12 protein-coding genes and 1 tRNA gene are annotated in these 14,837 nt (G+C 71.2%); 7 read left to right on the top strand and 6 right to left on the bottom strand.

Translation table 11 applies throughout. The features are described from left to right. Positions 1-118: 118 nt before the first annotated feature. From HED23_RS00470 to HED23_RS00460, 3 genes are all read right to left on the bottom strand, one after another. A complete protein-coding gene (locus HED23_RS00470) occupies positions 119-1,765 on the bottom strand; it encodes a long-chain fatty acid--CoA ligase (protein WP_203181489.1) in 1,647 nt (548 codons plus the stop codon). A 645-nt stretch (positions 1,766-2,410) separates the two neighbouring features. After that, a complete protein-coding gene (locus HED23_RS00465) occupies positions 2,411-2,965 on the bottom strand; it encodes a SigE family RNA polymerase sigma factor (RefSeq protein ID WP_203181488.1) in 555 nt (184 codons plus the stop codon). A gap of 211 nt (positions 2,966-3,176) precedes the next feature. Then, positions 3,177-3,494 carry a hypothetical protein gene (locus HED23_RS00460; RefSeq protein ID WP_203181487.1) on the bottom strand — a complete coding sequence of 106 codons (318 nt, stop codon included), beginning with the start codon at positions 3,492-3,494 and terminating at the stop codon, positions 3,177-3,179. A gap of 254 nt (positions 3,495-3,748) precedes the next feature. Between HED23_RS00460 and HED23_RS00455 the strand changes: the two genes are divergently transcribed. Together HED23_RS00455 and HED23_RS00450 are read left to right on the top strand one after the other, a co-directional pair. Next, positions 3,749-4,630: a bifunctional DNA primase/polymerase gene (locus tag HED23_RS00455; protein WP_203181486.1), complete on the top strand. Its 882-nt coding sequence runs from the start codon at positions 3,749-3,751 to the stop codon at positions 4,628-4,630. Positions 4,631-5,063: 433 nt separating this feature from the next. Then, positions 5,064-5,249, top strand: coding sequence for a hypothetical protein (locus tag HED23_RS00450; RefSeq protein ID WP_203181485.1), 186 nt, complete (start codon positions 5,064-5,066; stop codon positions 5,247-5,249). A gap of 121 nt (positions 5,250-5,370) precedes the next feature. Here the strand turns inward: HED23_RS00450 and HED23_RS00445 are convergent. Together HED23_RS00445 and HED23_RS00440 are read right to left on the bottom strand one after the other, a co-directional pair. After that, a tRNA-Ser gene (locus HED23_RS00445) sits at positions 5,371-5,457 on the bottom strand. Between the two features lie 60 nt (positions 5,458-5,517). After that, on the bottom strand, positions 5,518-7,002 hold the full coding sequence (locus HED23_RS00440) for a S1C family serine protease (protein WP_203181484.1): 1,485 nt from the start codon (positions 7,000-7,002) through the stop codon (positions 5,518-5,520). A 196-nt stretch (positions 7,003-7,198) separates the two neighbouring features. Here HED23_RS00440 and HED23_RS00435 point away from each other — a divergent pair, with 196 nt between their 5' ends. The 3 genes from HED23_RS00435 to HED23_RS00425 all read left to right on the top strand — a co-directional run bounded on the left by HED23_RS00435 (position 7,199) and on the right by HED23_RS00425 (position 9,874). Beyond that, positions 7,199-8,026: a glycerophosphodiester phosphodiesterase gene (locus HED23_RS00435; protein WP_203181483.1), complete on the top strand. Its 828-nt coding sequence runs from the start codon at positions 7,199-7,201 to the stop codon at positions 8,024-8,026. 140 nt (positions 8,027-8,166) lie between these two features. Then, the gene (locus tag HED23_RS00430) at positions 8,167-8,781 is read left to right on the top strand and encodes an ATP-binding protein (protein ID WP_203181482.1); all 615 of its coding nucleotides are present in this window, start codon (positions 8,167-8,169) and stop codon (positions 8,779-8,781) included. Between the two features lie 127 nt (positions 8,782-8,908). Further along, positions 8,909-9,874 carry a DUF5926 family protein gene (locus HED23_RS00425; protein ID WP_203181481.1) on the top strand — a complete coding sequence of 322 codons (966 nt, stop codon included), beginning with the start codon at positions 8,909-8,911 and terminating at the stop codon, positions 9,872-9,874. Between the two features lie 642 nt (positions 9,875-10,516). Here HED23_RS00425 and HED23_RS00420 read toward each other — a convergent pair. Continuing rightward, a complete protein-coding gene (locus HED23_RS00420) occupies positions 10,517-11,200 on the bottom strand; it encodes a bifunctional DNA primase/polymerase (RefSeq protein ID WP_203181480.1) in 684 nt (227 codons plus the stop codon). Positions 11,201-11,846: 646 nt separating this feature from the next. Between HED23_RS00420 and HED23_RS00415 the strand changes: the two genes are divergently transcribed. Then, positions 11,847-13,217 carry a PP2C family protein-serine/threonine phosphatase gene (locus HED23_RS00415; protein WP_238441797.1) on the top strand — a complete coding sequence of 457 codons (1,371 nt, stop codon included), beginning with the start codon at positions 11,847-11,849 and terminating at the stop codon, positions 13,215-13,217. 118 nt (positions 13,218-13,335) lie between these two features. After that, on the top strand, positions 13,336-14,799 hold the full coding sequence (locus HED23_RS00410) for an aminopeptidase P family protein (RefSeq protein ID WP_203181479.1): 1,464 nt from the start codon (positions 13,336-13,338) through the stop codon (positions 14,797-14,799). Positions 14,800-14,837 lie beyond the last annotated feature (38 nt).

Raw genomic sequence — 14,837 nt, 5'->3', positions numbered from 1 at the left:
ACCAGGGCCCGGCCACGAACACACCGACGGCCGGACCTGCCCGTACGCCGGAACCCCGCCACGGCGCCCCGGGCCGCCCTGTTCGTGGCGTTCCCGGGGCTCGGGCCGGCCGCCCGGCTCAGAGCTGCGTGACGTCCAGCTCGCCTTCGGCGTACTGCCTGCGGATCACCTTCTTGTCGAACTTACCCACGCTCGTCTTCGGCACCGCCGGGACGATCGTCCAGCGCTCCGGCAGCTGCCACTTGGCCACGGACTGGGCGAGGAAGGTCCGGAGCGCCGCGTAGTCGGCGGTGGCGCCCTCCTTGAGGACGACGGTCGCGAGGGGGCGCTCGCCCCACTTCTCGTCGGGGACGGCTACGACCGCGGCTTCGGCCACGTCCGGGTGCGCCATGATCGCGTTCTCCAGGTCGACGCTGGAGATCCACTCGCCGCCGGACTTGATGACGTCCTTGGCCCGGTCGGTCAGCGTGAGGTACCCCTCGGCGCTGATCACCCCGACATCACCCGTCTTCAGCCAGCCGTCCTCGCTGAACTTGTCCTCGGGACGCAGGGCCTCGCCGTCCGCACCGCCGTAGTACGCACCGGCGATCCAGGGGCCTCGGACCTCCAGCTCCCCCGCTGACTCGCCGTCCCACGGCAGCTGTTCCCCGCCCGGGCCGGTCAGACGCGCCTCGACACCGGCCGGAAAACGTCCCTGGGTGATGCGGTACGGCCACTCCTGCTCGTCGGTCAGCCCGGCGGGCGGGTTGGACATGGTGCCGAGCGGCGAGGTCTCCGTCATGCCCCAGGCGTGGCAGAGCCGGACGCCGAGCTTGTCGTACGCCTCCATCAGGGACGGCGGGCAGGCCGCTCCGCCGATGGTGACGCTGGCCATGGAGGAGAGGTCGCGCGGATTGGCGGTGACCTCCGCGAGCAGCCCCTGCCAGATGGTGGGAACGGCCGCGGCGTGCGACGGCCGTTCCCGCTCGATCATCTCGGCGAGCGGAGCCGGCTGGAGGAAGCGGTCGGGCATCAGCATGTTGATGCCGGTCATGAACGTCGCGTGCGGCAGCCCCCAGGCGTTCACATGGAACTGGGGCACGACGACCAGGGTCGTGTCCTTGTCGGTCAGCCCCATCGACTCGGCCATGTTGACCTGCATGGAGTGCAGGTAGATGGAGCGGTGGGAGTAGACGACTCCCTTGGGGTCCCCCGTGGTCCCGGAGGTGTAGCACATGGCGGCTGCCTGGCGTTCGTCCAGCTCGGGCCAGTCGTAGCCGGTGGGACGCCCGGCGATCAGCTCCTCGTACTCGTGCACCCGCGGCACGGCGCCGTCGAGCACGGAGCGGTCACCGGGGCCGGACACCACCACGTGCTCGATGGAGGGCAGGTGGGGGAGCAGCGGTGCGAGCAGCGGCAGCAGCGAACCGTTGACGAGGACGACCTTGTCGTCGGCGTGGTCGACGATCCAGACCAGCTGCTCGGCCGGGAGACGCAGGTTGAGCGTGTGCAGTACGGCGCCCATCGAAGGGATCGCCAGATACGCCTCGACATGCTCGGCGTTGTTCCACATGAGGGTCGCGACTCGCTGGTCGCCGTCGACACCCAGCTCGTCCCGCAGGGCGTGCGCCAGTTGCGAGGCACGCCTCCCGATGTCGGCGAAAGTACGCCGGTGCGGCTCCGGTTCGCCGGTCCAGGTCGTCACCTGCGACTTCCCGTGGATGGTCATCCCATGGTTCAGGATGCGGGTCACAGTCAGCGGTACGTCCTGCATGGTGCTCAGCACGGCGTCCTCCCGGTGGGCGCTACGCGGCAGTAAGGGTGCGCTGATTCTGCTCACATACCAAGCGGTATGTCACTACTTCCGGGAGTACGAATCGGTGTCGGCCGACAGAAACGGGCACGGGACGGGCCGCACGAGGGTCCCGGAACAGCCACCGGGGACGGGGCGGAACCACTCGGGGCGGGGCGGAGCCACTCGGGGCGGGTGAGCCGCCCGGGAGCGGGGCGGGGCGGAACCACTCGGGGCGGGTGAGCCGCCCGGGAGCGGGGCGGGGCGGAACCACTCGGGGCGGGTGAGCCACCCGGGAGCGGGGCGGGGCGGAGCCACTCGGGGCGGGTGAGCCACCCGGGAGCGGGGCGGGGCGGAGCCACTCGGGGCGGGTGAGCCACCCGGGAGCGGGGCGGGGCGGAGCCACTCGGGGCGGGTGAGCCACCCGGGAGCGGGGCGGGGCGGAGCCACTCGGGGCGGGTGAGCCACCCGGGAGCGGGGCGGGGCGGAGCCACTCGGGGCGGGTCGGCCACCCGGGAGCGGGGCGGGGCGGAGCCACTCGGGGCGGGTCGGCCACCCGGGAGCGGGGCGGGGCGGAGCCACTCGGGGCGGGTCGGCCACCCGGGAGCGGGGCGGGGCCTCCGGCCGGGGGACCTGTTCTCACCGGACCGGGCTGAGCTCCGGATCCTCGCGCAGTTTCCCCAGCGCCCGTGACACGGCGCTCTTGACCGTGCCGACGGTCACGCCCAGCACCTCGGCCGTCTGGGCCTCGCTGAGATCCTCGTAGTACCTCAGGACGACCATCGCCCGCTGCCGGTCGGGGAGCTTGAGCACGGCACGCCACATGGCGTCGTGCAGCGACTGCTGCTCGGCCGGGTCCGGCGCGGGCGCGGCCTCCTTCTCGGGCAGCTCCTCGCAGGCGAACTCGTCGACCTTGCGCTTGCGCCACTGAGAGGTGCGGGTGTTCACCAAGGCTCGGCGTACGTACCCGTCGAGCGCCCGGTGGTCCTCGATCCGCTCCCAGGCCACGTACGTCTTGGTGAGGGCCGTCTGCAGCAGGTCCTCGGCATCGCTCGGGTTCGCGGTGAGGGAACGTGCGGTGCGCAGCAGCACGGGGCCCCGGGCCCGCACGTACGACGAGAACGACGGATAGCGGCGGTGTCCGGCGGAGGCAGCGGCCGCCCTGGAGGCGCCGGTGCAGACTGGCGTGGTCATGTCTCCACGCTAGGAGCGGGCGCGTAGGAGGGGATCGGCCCCAGGTCCCGAAGCCACGTCCGCCTCAGGTTGTAGGGCCGGGGCGGGCTCAACCTCCTGAAGGTGGAGGGGGCCGCCCGGGCCCTCAGGGTCCTCACCCCGAGGCAGGCCCCTCCACCGGCGGAAGCGACCCGTGCGGCAGCGGCGGCGACGCCACCGCACGGGCCCCGGGTCAGTTCACCCAGAGCGGCGTGAAGATCACATAGACGTTGTACGTGGACTGGTCGATGTAAGCGAAGGGAGAATTGCTGACCTGGACCGTATTGCTGTGGTTGGAGGCGCCGGCACCGACGGCCTGCTGCTGCGACGTGGACGAGTTGCCGGAGTTGTCCCCGCCGACACCGCCGGATCCGATGGTCGCCACCCCCGCGTTCGATCCGTCGGTCGCGAACGCACCGTTGTCGGCCACCGCGACGCCCCCGAACAGGGCGGCGGCCAAGGGCAGAGCGGCAACGGCGGTTAGAGCGCGAGCAGTACGGATACTTGCCATGTCAATTTCCTCCAGGAACCGAAAACGCGGCTTGGTACGGCTGGTTCCGAAGCAGTTGGCCGACCACCTCGGTGCTGGTCACGACGTCGCGGGAGCAGAACTGCCCACGGCATCCACGGTGAACCGCCCAGGCCCCGGGATTCCCCCGCACGTATGAGGAACACCCGATAAACCTCCCGCGCGGGAAGAAGGGTTCGACCCCGAACCCACTCGACCCCCTTCCCTTCTTCGAACGCTTGTACGAAAATGGGCTCATGGCCACCACCGACCGGCAGACCGCCACCCTGGCCCTGGCCCACGCGCTCTCTGCCGCCGAGCGCGGGCTCCCCGTCTTCCCGCTGTCCGCCACCAAGCTCCCCGCCCTGCGCTCACCGCACCGGGACGAGGACCCACCCGTACAGTGCCGGGGCGCCTGCGGGCTGCCCGGACACGGGGTCCACGACGCCACCACCGACCCGGCCGCCGTCCGCGCGCTGTTCGCCGCAGCCCCCAGGGCCACGGGGTACGGCATCGCCTGCGGCCGGCCGCCGCACCGCCTCATCGGCATCGATCTCGACATCGACACCGCCCACGGCAACGACTCCGTGGCCGCACTCCAGCAGCTGGCCCTCCAGCACCTGTTCACCATCCCGGCCACCGTCACGGTGCTCACGCCCAGCGGCGGCCGGCACCTCTGGCTGACTGGCCCGCCCGGAGTCCCGGTGTCCAACTCCGCCGGCCGCCTGGCTCCCGGCATCGACGTACGCGGAGCAGGCGGCTACCTGGTCGGACCCGGCTCGGTCACGGCCCACGGCCGGTACCGGCTCGCCCCCGGCACTGCACACCTGGCACCCGCCCCGTGCCCGCGCGCCCTGCTGCGCCTGCTCACGCCCCCGCCGCGCCCCCACCACCCCACCGGCCGGACCTCCTCGACCAGGCAGGGGCTAGGCCTGGTCCAGTTCGTGCGTGCCGCACACGAGGGCCAGCGCAACACCCGTCTGTTCTGGGCGGCCTGCCGCGCGTACGAACACGGCTTCGGCGAAGACCTCGCGGACGCCCTCACCGACGCGGCCGTCAGCACCGGCCTCACCGAACAGGAGGCCCGCGCCGCGATCGCCTCGGCCGCCCGCCTGACCACCCCGAGGCAGAACCCTTGACCCCGCACGCCACGTCGACGTCCTCGGCACGTCCCCGGCAGCGAGGAGGCCATTTCCTGACAGCGGTCACCCCGCGCCCCTGGCGCTCCAAGGCCGCTCCGTCGATCTCGCGGTACCGTGCCGCCGTCACCAGGGAGTGGAGGAACGCGCCACGGGCGAAGGTAACCGCCGACAGAGTTTCCGGATCGGCGACGTCCTTCGGGTCAGCTGCCCGGCGGTACGCGCACGAGTCGTTCACGCGACTCGGTTCGATGTCACGATCGAGTGGCCATGGGCCCGGATCGACCCGGAGTCCGAGATCCGGTGGAACGGCCTGAGGGGATTTCCGCGTACCGAGGGTGCCCACGAGTGGAGCGGACTCTTTCGGACCGACCCGGAGCCGGGGCGTCCGGAGATCGGCGACTCCTGCCTCGTCGGCATTCCCGAAAGCCTCGTGCGGATCACCGACATCGGTCTCCACGACCCACCGGCGGATGTGGGGTGGCTGCCGCGCCCTCACACCATGCTGATCGTCCTGCCGGCCGATCGCCCGCATGAACCTGACGCGGAGGAAGAAGGCGACACCATCGACCTCGATTCCGCGGCACCCATCAGGATCGAGCTGATCGCCCGGAGCTGAAGCGGCCCGCCCGCCCTCATGCGCCCGTGCGCGAGGAGAGCCACGGGGAGCACGGCCGACCATGAAGAGCGGAACGGGAACGGCCCCCGACCGTGATTCCTGGTCAGGGACCGTTCAACTGCGGTGGGTGTGGGATTTGAACCCACGGTGACATCGCTGCCACGACGGTTTTCAAGACCGTTCCCTTAGGCCGCTCGGGCAACCCACCCCGCGTCGTCACCGGGCCCGGTGGCCGGGGCCGGCGCGATGCGTGGAACAGCCTAGCCGGTCAGCTGTCGCCCTTGCGCTCGCCCAGGGTCAGTTCGGCCGTCGACGTCTTGCCGTCGCGCGTGTAGGTGAGTGTGACCTCGTCACCCGGCTTGTGGGTCCAGATCTCGCCGATCAGCGTCGGACCGCTCTCGACCGGCGTCTCGTTGAACTTGGTGATCACGTCGCCGGCCTTCAGCCCCGCCTTGGCCGCCGGACCGTCCGGGGTGACGGCGGGGGTGCCGCCCGCGCCCTCGTCCGAGATGACGGCGCCGCCGGTCTTCTCCTCCATCGTCACCGTCGCGCCGATCACCGGGTAGACGGGCTGGCCCGTCTTGATCAGCTGCTCGGCGACGTTCTTCGCCTGGTTCACGGGGATGGCGAAGCCGAGACCGATGGAGCCGGCCTGGGACTGGCCCAAACCGCCGCCGCTGGTGGACTGGATGGCCGAGTTGATGCCGATGACCGCGCCGCCCGCGTCCAGGAGCGGTCCGCCCGAGTTGCCCGGGTTGATCGAGGCGTCGGTCTGCAGGGCGCTCATGTACGAGTTCTTGTTGCTGGAACCGTCGCCGGAGGCGACCGGGCGGTCCTTCGCGCTGATGATGCCGGTGGTGACCGTGTTGGAGAGACCGAACGGCGCGCCGATCGCGATGGTCGAATCCCCCACCGCGACCTTGTCGGAGTCGCCCAGGGCCAGCGGGGTCAGTCCGTCCGGGGCCTCCTTCAGCTTCAGCACGGCCACGTCGTAGCCCTGGGCGCGGCCGACCACCTCGGCGTCGTACTTCTTGCCGTTGGAGAACGTCGCGGTCAGCTGGCCGCTGTCCGCCGCGGAGGCCACCACGTGGTTGTTCGTGAGGATGTGGCCCTCCTTGTCGTACACGAAACCGGTGCCCGTGCCGCCCTCACCGTCGCCGGACTGCGCGTCGATGGTGACCACGCTGGGCAGCGCGCTCGCCGCCACTCCCGCGACCGTGCCCGCGTCGCGCTTGAAGTCCTTCGGGCTGTTGGAGGCGGCGACCGTGGTCGACCCTGAGGAGCCGTTGCTGTCGGCGGCCCAGTAGCCGAGGGCTCCGCCGACGCCGCCCGCCACCAGTGCGGCCACCGCGACGGCGGCGACCAGACCGCTCGCGCGGCGCTTGCGCGCGGGTTCGGGCTCCGAGGGCGCCGGGGCACCCCAGGCCGGAGGGCTGCCGCCGTCGGCGTACGAGGGGATGGCGGGCGGGGGCGGCGGCCAGGCGGCCGACCCGGCCGGAGGCTGCTGCGGCGACGGCGGCGCGTACGGGTGCTGCTCGTGCCCGGCGGCGGGCGGCTCGGCACCCTGCTGGTGCGTCACGGGGGGAATGTGGGCCGTCGGTGCGTCCGCCGGAGCGGCAGGCGGGACCTCCGGCGCGGAGTGACTCCCCTGCGGGGTGCTCTCAGGAGCGGCAGCCGGCACGGGAGGTACGGACGGAACAGACGGTACGGACGGAACCGCGTCGTTCTCGTTGCCCTCGTTCTCGGTGCTCACAGCTCTTTACTCCTCGGTCCACTCGGCATTCGGCAAGAGATCCGCTGTGCACGTGTCTGCAGTCAGCTTTTCCCACAGCACGTCAGGCCACTGTAAGCAGGACCTGTGCATCCGCACACCAATCTTTACATCAGGCAAAACGGTCCTACGCAACAAGGTGTCGGCACCGGACACGTCTCGGTGACACGATGACGCGGTGACCCACGCACGCCTACCCTCACAACAGCCTCCCATCCAGGTCATCGCCCACCGCGGGGCCTCGGACGACGCCCCCGAGCACACCCTGGCCGCGTACCGGAAGGCCATCGAGGACGGGGCGGACGCCCTGGAGTGCGATGTCCGTCTCACCGCGGACGGGCAGCTCGTCTGTGTACACGACCGCAGGGTGAACCGCACGTCGAACGGCCGGGGTGCCGTCTCCGCCCTGGAGCTGGCCGATCTCGCCGCCCTCGACTTCGGCTCCTGGAAGGACCATGAGGAGTCCCCCGACTGGGACCCGGTGCCGGGCGAGCTCACTTCCGTGCTCACTCTGGAACGGCTCCTCGAACTCGCCCACGAGGTCCGGGCGGCCGGCCGGCCGCTCCAGCTGGCCATCGAGACCAAACACCCCACGCGCTGGGCCGGCCAGGTCGAGGAGCGGCTGCTCCACCTGCTCAGGCGGTTCGGCCTGGACGCTCCGCCGGCGGAAGGACCGTCCCCGGTACGCGTCATGAGTTTCTCCGCCCGGTCCCTGTACCGCATCCGCGCGGCCGCCCCCACCCTGCCCACCGTCTTCCTGATGCAGTTCGTCTCACCACGGCTGCGCGACGGGCGGCTCCCTGCCGGAGCCCGGATCGCCGGACCGGGAATGCGGATCGTCCGCAATCACCCCGGGTACGTCGAGCGCTTGCACCGGGCGGGGCACGAAGTGCACGTCTGGACGGTGAACGAGCCGGAGGACGTCGACCTCTGTGTGCGCCTCGGAGTGGAAGCAATCATTACAAACCGCCCCAAACAGGTCCTGTCGCAACTTGGCCGCTCTTAAGATCAGTTACAGGGGGTGCACCGGCGCATTCACTCCGCAATCGATCGTTACGAGTGCATCACTGACAGGGCTTTGGCCGGTTTCCGGCGCAGCCCAGGAGGGCATCCAATCCGTGGCGTGGGGCAAAGGAGGTCTCGGGGGTGGCGTTTGTGGTGGCACAGGAAGTGCCGACGTCGTCGAGCATGGATGTACCCCATGGCCCTGCGGGCGTGGGACAGGCGCGGCACCGTATGCGCGAGCAACTGCGCAGCAACGGGGTCTCGGACACCGTGGTCGACGACGCTGTACTGATCCTTTCGGAACTCCTCAGCAATGCCTGCCGGCACGGCAGACCGCTGGGACAGCACTCGGAGGTGGGGGACGGCGACATCCGCGCCGCATGGCGCGTGGACAGAAGGGGTGACCTGACCGTCGAGGTCACCGACGGCGGCGGACCCACCAGGCCGGTCCCGGCCACACCGTCGGTCACCGCGCGCGGCGGCCGCGGGCTCAACATCATCAGCGCCCTCGCACAGGAGTGGGGCGTGCGGGACGACACGGTCGGCGAGGTCACCGTCTGGGCCCTGGTCTCCAAGGGCCACGGGCACGGTGGTTTCCCGACCGCGGCCCCGGGCCACACGAGGTCCGCACGCCGCGAAAGGTCCGGGCTGAACCGTCTGGACGGCATACACGGAACGATCGGATTCGGCTCGCTCGACGGGCTGGATCTCGCGGACGCTCTCGACGCTCTGGACGCCTTCGACGACGCGGGCTGAGAGCGGTACGGCACGCGGCGCGGCGGAGCGGGCCGCGAGGGTGCCACGGCAGGTGTGCCCCGGCGATCACAGGGACGGCTAGGCTCGCGCCCGAGACCGCACTGTCGCAATCGGGAGATCGCCCACCATGGCCAAGAAGCGCCCTCAGTCCAAGGCCGGGAAGCCGCAGCTCAAGGACGGTGAAATCCCGGTCGTAGGGGCCCGTGAGCCCTGCCCGTGCGGTTCGGGCCGCCGCTACAAGGCGTGTCACGGACGCGCCGCCGCCCAGGCCGTGACCGAGCTGGTCCAGCGTCCCTTCGAGGGAATCTCCGGGGAGTGCGACTGGATCGCCCTGCGCGAGCTGGTCCCCGCCGCCACCGTCGCGCTGACGCTGAAGGACGGCCTCCCCGAGGGCGTGCCGTCCGTGTCGCTCGCGACCGTGCTGCCCATGGCATGGCCGGCACTGCGCCGCGACGACGGCTCCGTCCTGCTCGCCCTGCAGAACGACACCTCGTCCGGCGACCTCAGCCGCGATCTCGCGGACACGCTGCAGCGCGCGCTCGATGCCGAGCCCGGTTCGCCGGTCGCCGCCCGCCGGGTGCCGGCCGACGGCCCGCGGCTCCAGGACGTCCTCGACCCGGACGCCCCGTTCGAGCCCGTCGTGCACGCTGGATTCGAATTCTGGGTCCCGGACGCGGAGAACGCCACGGCGGAGGTGGCCGCCTCCCTGGAGCGCGCCAACGCGGCCGCCATCCCCACCACCCGGCTCTCCGGCGTGGACGCGGCGTACTGGTGCGAGACGCCGGAGAAGAACCACCTGCGCTGGGTCATGCCGCACCCCGAGGAGCAGCTCCTCGACGCCCTCGCCCGGCTGCACGCGGCGGGCGCCTCCTCCCTCGGCGACGGGACCCGCCTGGTCGGCTCGTTCCGGGCCCACGGACTTATGGTGCCGGTCTGGGACCTGCCGAGCGCGATGAGGGCCGAGGAGTGCGAGAAGCCCGCGGCACAGTTCGCGGAGCGGCTCGCCGAAGCCCTCGCCTCGGACGCTCCGCTGACTGCCGAGGAGCGTCGGGCACGCGGCGGGCTCACCAACCGCCAAGTGACGCTCAGCTGACAGTCACGACAGCCTGGACGCGGCGGTGACTCCCGTCACAACTACCCGTACCCGTCGGTAAATCGCTGTCCGAATAGGCGAGATCGAATTTGCTAACGGCAGATCTCTTGTTACGGTTCTGGAAGTCCGGTCGCTGGTGCATCCCCCGTCGCCAGCGGCCGGGCGTCTTCGTTTCCGGCCCCGGACGTCCGGGGCGCACCCCGGAGCACTCGGCTCATCGGGGGCGGCCTGCGGCGACTGTCCGGCCCGGCGTCCGCCCCCTCCGTCAGCGCCCCTCCCGGCGCCTGTCCGGAGTCTCGGCCTCCCCTGTGCACCAAGTCGGCTCCGATCCGCGCCGGAGGCGGCGTGAGCCACAGGCCTTCGGGCGTTCGGTTTCGGACAGATAATCCGCCCATGCTCTCCGAAGCGGGAAAAGAGCCCACGGCACGAGGGGACGCAGTCGCAGCCGGGCGCCATCGCGCACCCGTGCCCCCGGCTGGGGACAGGCCGTCAGAAGGCCTGCGGCCAGGGCGTTCTGCGGGGAGAACGCGGCGATGACGCCTTTCGGTACACGTGGCCCGCCTCCTCACGCGGGACCGGGCGGTCCCACACCCTCGACGAGTGAGCCGCCCGCTGTGCCCGCGTCGGTGTACAGCCGGCAGCTCAGTACGCGAGCCGACTGCCGCCGTCCGGAGCGCTGTTGCTCGCCTCGACGAGCGCGTCCAGGACCGATTCCACATCCGGGAGCCACGGCGCGCCGTTCCCGGCCTCCGGTGCACGTTCCCATCGCACCTGCCCCGCACCCACCTCGGACGGAGGCAGGACGAGATAGCCGCCCTCCCCGTGGAACCGCAGAGAGCTGGGCACCCAGTCCTTGGCATGGAGCAGCTCGCCGAGCCGCTCCAGGGTGTACGGGGCGACCAGCAGCGACCATCTGGTGGGTGTCGCCACCACGGGGCCGAGCCGCAGCCCCATCGCGTCGAGCGCCGTCAGCGCCCGGGCGCCGGCGACGGCCGGAAGGCTCAGCGCACAGGGTGCCTGACCACCGGTGGCCAGGACGACCGGGGCGGTGGGCCGGTTGGTCCACCACCAGCGCACCATGCGTGCGTCGGTGGTCGCCGCGAGGAGACCGGGGTCGAAGGGGTGTGCGCCGGGTACGGCGCACTCGGGGTCGGGACAGGCGCAGCCGCGACCGCGTTCGCCGCGTACGGCTCCCGTCGCCAGCCCTGCCCCGGGGAGCACGGGCCAATTCCGGGCGGTGGCACAGATCAGCGCCGCGTCGAGCTGGGCGGAACTTCCCTTGCGCCGTGGCCGGTGCCTGCGTCGCCTTCCGAGGATCTCGCGCATGAGCGCTCGTTCCTTTCCGTTGAACGCCGAGGTCCACATCGCACCACGTGCTCGTTACACCACGTGTGCGTCTCTTCGCTGTGCGTGCTTGCTCATCGGGTCTGCGGTACGGACGAGTAGTCGGTGCCGAGCGTGAGCCGAGCCGAGCAGAGTGGAACCGAACAGAATGGAGCTGAGCCGAGTCGAACCGAGTTGAGCCGAGCCGAGTCAAACATCGCGCGGTCGGCGTGCGCGTCGCGCGTGCCGTCCCTTGTGCAACCCCGACATTCGGGGTCGGCGGGCGGCCGTCACCAGTGAGGACGCCCGGGCTCGCTGTCGGGTTCCGGGGCGGTCACAACTGCCCCTGGCCATCCACGATTACGTACCCAGCATGCCCGGGATGACGCTCCCTCCGGCGTTTCACCCCGAGAGAGCCCCTGTCGGGCGCACCCAGTCGATCGCAAAAAGCAGTCCGGGGGTGCATTTTTCGGCCAAGTTAACTGTCTCACGGACACCATAAATACCCCAGGGACAATGCTGGACATCGCCTTACTTGTGCGTGTAGATGTGGGTGCGTGTACATGTGGTTGCACCGATAGCGGCGCAGAACGACATGGGGGTTTGCGATGCTATTCGACAAAACGCACCGGTCGGAAAGCCGACTGCCATGAGCGCCCCCCACCCTCCGAAAGTGGCTGGAATCGACCCCATGGTTCCCGTTTCAACGCACACTGCCGCGCCCACGGAAGGTATGCCGTCCGCGCCGGGAGCCTTCATCCAGGACCGGCTGGCCGGCTGGGTCTCCGACCTCACCACACTGCACGAACTCACCGAACGGCTGGCCGGAACCAGCGCCCTGGACAGCGCCCTGCAAGAAATCCTGGCGGCCGGGGCGGCCCTCGTGGGTGCCGGCCGGGGACTCCTCATCCTCGAACCGGCCGACGGCGGCGGGCCGTCCCGCACGATCGGGCTCGGCCTGGCGCACGCCGAACTGGGACACATCGAGACGGTCCCCCGCAGCGCCACCGCCTACGGCCGCTTCCTCGAAGGCCTCCCCGATACCGACGGCCCACTGGCCAGTCCCGACATCCTCGGCGACACCGGTCTCGACCCCCGCTGCCGCGAGGTCGCCGCCCGGCTCGGATACGCCGCCAGCTACGCCCAGCCCCTGGCCACCGGAACCGCGGGCCGGCTCGGTGCGGCCGTCTGGCTCTACGACGAACCCGCCGAACCCCTGGAACGCCAGTGCCACCTCGTCGGGCTGTACGCGCGCTACGCCGCCGAACATCTGGCCCGCCTGCTCGAACTCGAACGCGCCAGGGCGGATGCCGCCGTGATCGCAGAGGAGCTCTTCCCCAGCAGGCTGCCCCGGATCCCCGGAGTGCGGCTGGCCGCCCGCCACCGGTCCGCACCGGACGGCGGCGGCGACTGGTACGACGCGCTGCCACTCCCGGACAACGCGCTCGGACTGTCCGTCGGTTCGGTGGGCGGCTCAGGTCCGGCCGCCCTGGCCGCCATGGGCCGCCTCCGCGCGGGACTGCGGGCGTACGCCGTGATGGAGGGCGAGGACCCCGTAGCCGTGCTCTCCGACCTCGAGCTGCTGCTACGGCTGACCGAACCCGCCCGCGCGGCGACCGCCCTGTACGCGTACTGCGAACCCGAACGGCGCACCATCCTGCTCGCCGGCGCCGGGCACACACCGCCCCTTGTGACCGGCGAGCGGCGTACCGAGTTCGTCGAGACGACTCTTTCCGCACCGCTTGGCATGCTCTCCTGCTGGGAGGCGCCGAGCGTGGAGTTCACGCCCCGCCCGGGCGAGACGGTGCTCTTCTACACCGATGGACTGCTGCGCCGCACCGGAGCCACCACGGACCGGGCGTTCGCACGGCTGCGCTCGGCTGCGGCGGGCGTACCCCAGGTGCTCCGCCAGGATCCCGGGGCCGTCGCGGACCACGTCCTGCGAGCCGTCCTTCCCGACGGTGCGGGCAGGATCGGCAGCACGGAGGACATCGCGCTGCTGGCAGCGCGCTTCGACTGAGGGCACCCTCGGCCGCCGGGAGCGGCTCCGGAGCCGTGAGAGGTCTTCCGGCACTGGGCTCCCCTTCCGTACACCCGTACGATGGCGGGGGTCCAGTGTCGTACAAGGAGGACATAACGTGTCTGAGGAGCTCGCCCCGGAGACCCCGGAAGCAGCAGAAGCAGAGCCGATCAAGCAGCGGAAGAACGGCCTGTACCCGGGCATTTCCGATGAGCTCGCCGAGAACATGAAGTCCGGCTGGGCCGACACCGAGCTGCACGGCCTGGAGCCGATCGCCCAGGCCTCCCACACCGCCGCCCGCCGCGCCGCGCTCTCCGCGCGCTTCCCCGGCGAGCGGCTCGTCGTTCCCGCGGGCAACCTGAAGACCCGCTCCAACGACACCGAGTACGCGTTCCGCGCCTCCACCGAGTACGCGTACCTCACCGGCGACCTGACCCAGGACGGCGTCCTGGTGCTCGAGCCGTCCAAGGGCGGGCACGAGGCGACGGTCTACCTGCTGCCCCGCTCCGACCGTGAAAACGGCGAGTTCTGGCTCGACGGGCAGGGCGAGCTCTGGGTCGGCCGCCGCAACTCCCTCACCGAGGCCGAGCAGCTGCTCGGCATCCCGGCGAAGGACGTCCGCGAACTCCCGGCCGCGCTGGCCGGGGCCACCGGCCCCGTGCGCAACGTCCGTGGACACGACGCGGGCATCGAAGCCGCCCTCACCGACAAGGTCACGGCGGAGCGCGACGAGGAACTGCGCGTCTTCCTCTCCGAGGCCCGCGTGGTCAAGGACGCCTTCGAGATCGCCGAGCTGCAGAAGGCCTGCGACGCCACGGCGCGCGGCTTCGAGGACGTCGTCAAGGTCCTCGACAGGGCCGAGGCCACGAGCGAGCGCTACATCGAGGGCACCTTCTTCCTGCGCGCCCGCGTCGACGGCAACGACATCGGTTACGGCTCGATCTGCGCGGCCGGCCCGCACGCCACCACGCTGCACTGGGTCCGCAACGACGGCCCGGTCCGCTCCGGCGAGCTCCTGCTGCTCGACGCGGGCGTCGAGACCGACGAGCTCTACACCGCCGACATCACCCGGACGCTGCCCGTCAACGGCACGTTCTCTCCGCTCCAGCGGAAGATCTACGACGCGGTGTACGAGGCTCAGGAGGCGGGCATCGCGGCCGTGAAGCCGGGCGCCGCCTTCCGTGACTTCCACGACGCCGCTCAGCGGGTGCTCACCGAGAAGCTGGTCGAGTGGGGGCTCCTGGGCGACCTGACCGTGGAGAAGGTCCTGGAGCTCGGCCTCCAGCGCCGCTGGACGCTGCACGGCACCGGCCACATGCTCGGCATGGACGTCCACGACTGCGCCGTCGCGCGCACGGAGACGTACGTCAACGGCACCCTGGAGCCGGGGGTCTGCCTCACGGTCGAGCCCGGACTGTACTTCCAGGCCGACGACCTCACCGTGCCCGAGGACTACCGGGGGATCGGGGTCCGGATCGAGGACGACATCCTCGTGACGGAGGACGGCAACCGGAACCTGTCCTCCGCGCTGCCGCGCCGGTCCGACGAGGTCGAGGCCTGGATGGCCCGGCTCAAGGGCTGACACGGCCGGCGCGAAGCCGATCACGTGCGCCGGAGGGC

Origin of the sequence: Streptomyces pratensis, from assembly GCF_016804005.1 — a bacterium.
Taxonomy (GTDB): Bacteria; Actinomycetota; Actinomycetes; order Streptomycetales; family Streptomycetaceae; genus Streptomyces; species Streptomyces pratensis_A.
The sequence above is the reverse complement of the archived record's forward strand: the minus strand, read 5'-3'. Positions and strand labels throughout refer to the sequence as shown.

What these genes read in the sequence shown, in the direction of transcription:
- HED23_RS00465 (WP_203181488.1), bottom strand. Translation starts at nt 2,965, where the DNA reads ATGACCACGCCAGTCTGCACCGGCGCCTCCAGGGCGGCCGCTGCCTCC.
- HED23_RS00460 (WP_203181487.1), bottom strand. Translation starts at nt 3,494, where the DNA reads ATGGCAAGTATCCGTACTGCTCGCGCTCTAACCGCCGTTGCCGCTCTG.
- HED23_RS00455 (WP_203181486.1), top strand. Translation starts at nt 3,749, where the DNA reads ATGGCCACCACCGACCGGCAGACCGCCACCCTGGCCCTGGCCCACGCG.
- HED23_RS00425 (WP_203181481.1), top strand. Translation starts at nt 8,909, where the DNA reads ATGGCCAAGAAGCGCCCTCAGTCCAAGGCCGGGAAGCCGCAGCTCAAG.
- HED23_RS00420 (WP_203181480.1), bottom strand. Translation starts at nt 11,200, where the DNA reads ATGCGCGAGATCCTCGGAAGGCGACGCAGGCACCGGCCACGGCGCAAG.
- HED23_RS00415 (WP_238441797.1), top strand. Translation starts at nt 11,847, where the DNA reads ATGAGCGCCCCCCACCCTCCGAAAGTGGCTGGAATCGACCCCATGGTT.